The sequence below is a fragment of the Neobacillus sp. BF23-41 genome (assembly GCF_041106275.1).
Genome location: NZ_JBGBPR010000075.1, coordinates 1 through 1,309 on the forward strand (window position 1 = coordinate 1; position 1,309 = coordinate 1,309).

A 1,309-nucleotide genomic window follows, 5' to 3' on the forward strand; every position below is an offset into this window, starting at 1 on the left:
AACCTTTTAGGTTAAGTTAGAAAGGGCGCACGGTGAATGCCTTGGCACTAGGAGCCGATGAAGGACGGGACTAACACCGATATGCTTCGGGGAGCTGTAAGTAAGCTTTGATCCGGAGATTTCCGAATGGGGGAACCCACTGTTCGTAATGGAACAGTATCTTTACCTGAATACATAGGGTATGGAAGGCATACCCGGGGAACTGAAACATCTAAGTACCCGGAGGAAGAGAAAGCAAACGCGATTCCCTGAGTAGCGGCGAGCGAAACGGGACATAGCCCAAACCAAGAGGCTTGCCTCTTGGGGTTGTAGGACACTCAACATGGAGTTACAAAGGAACGGGGTAGATGAAGCGATCTGGAAAGGTCCGTCATAGAAGGTAAAAACCCTGTAGTCGAAACTTCGTTCCCTCCTGAGTGGATCCTGAGTACGGCCGGACACGAGAAATCCGGTCGGAAGCAGGGAGGACCATCTCCCAAGGCTAAATACTCCCTAGTGACCGATAGTGAACCAGTACCGTGAGGGAAAGGTGAAAAGCACCCCGGAAGGGGAGTGAAATAGTTCCTGAAACCGTGTGCCTACAAGTAGTTAGAGCCCGTTAATGGGTGATAGCGTGCCTTTTGTAGAATGAACCGGCGAGTTACGATCCCATGCAAGGTTAAGTTGAAGAGACGGAGCCGCAGCGAAAGCGAGTCTGAATAGGGCGTATGAGTATGTGGTCGTAGACCCGAAACCAGGTGATCTACCCATGTCCAGGGTGAAGTCCAGGTAACACTGGATGGAGGCCCGAACCCACGCACGTTGAAAAGTGCGGGGATGAGGTGTGGGTAGCGGAGAAATTCCAATCGAACTTGGAGATAGCTGGTTCTCTCCGAAATAGCTTTAGGGCTAGCCTCACGTAGTAAGAGTCTTGGAGGTAGAGCACTGTTTGGACTAGGGGCCCTCATCGGGTTACCGAATTCAGACAAACTCCGAATGCCAAAGACTTATCCGTGGGAGTCAGACTGCGAGTGATAAGATCCGTAGTCAAAAGGGAAACAGCCCAGACCACCAGCTAAGGTCCCAAAGTATACGTTAAGTGGAAAAGGATGTGGAGTTGTTTAGACAACCAGGATGTTGGCTTAGAAGCAGCCACCATTTAAAGAGTGCGTAATAGCTCACTGGTCGAATGACTCTGCGCCGAAAATGTACCGGGGCTAAACGTATCACCGAAGCTGTGGATTGACATCTTAGATGTCAGTGGTAGGAGAGCGTTCTAAGGGCGTTGAAGCTAGACCGTAAGGACTGGTGGAGCGCTTAGAAGTGAGAA

At 50.6% G+C, this 1,309-nt stretch carries 1 protein-coding gene and 1 other annotated feature (1 of these 2 cut by a window edge); the gene reads left to right on the forward strand.

Annotated features, from left to right (window positions below):
• The first annotated feature begins 9 nt into the window (after nucleotides 1–9).
• Nucleotides 10–1,309, forward strand: a sequence feature (mutual gap in cmsearch alignment for this rRNA model is longer than 100); it runs 1,812 nt beyond the window's last position.
• A complete protein-coding gene (locus tag AB7942_RS30225) occupies nucleotides 127–252 on the forward strand; it encodes a hypothetical protein (protein WP_369449751.1) in 126 nt (41 codons plus the stop codon). It overlaps the preceding feature by 126 nt.

Coding starts and splice junctions, on each gene's coding strand:
- AB7942_RS30225 (WP_369449751.1), top strand. CDS start 127: ATGGGGGAACCCACTGTTCGTAATGGAACAGTATCTTTACCTGAATAC.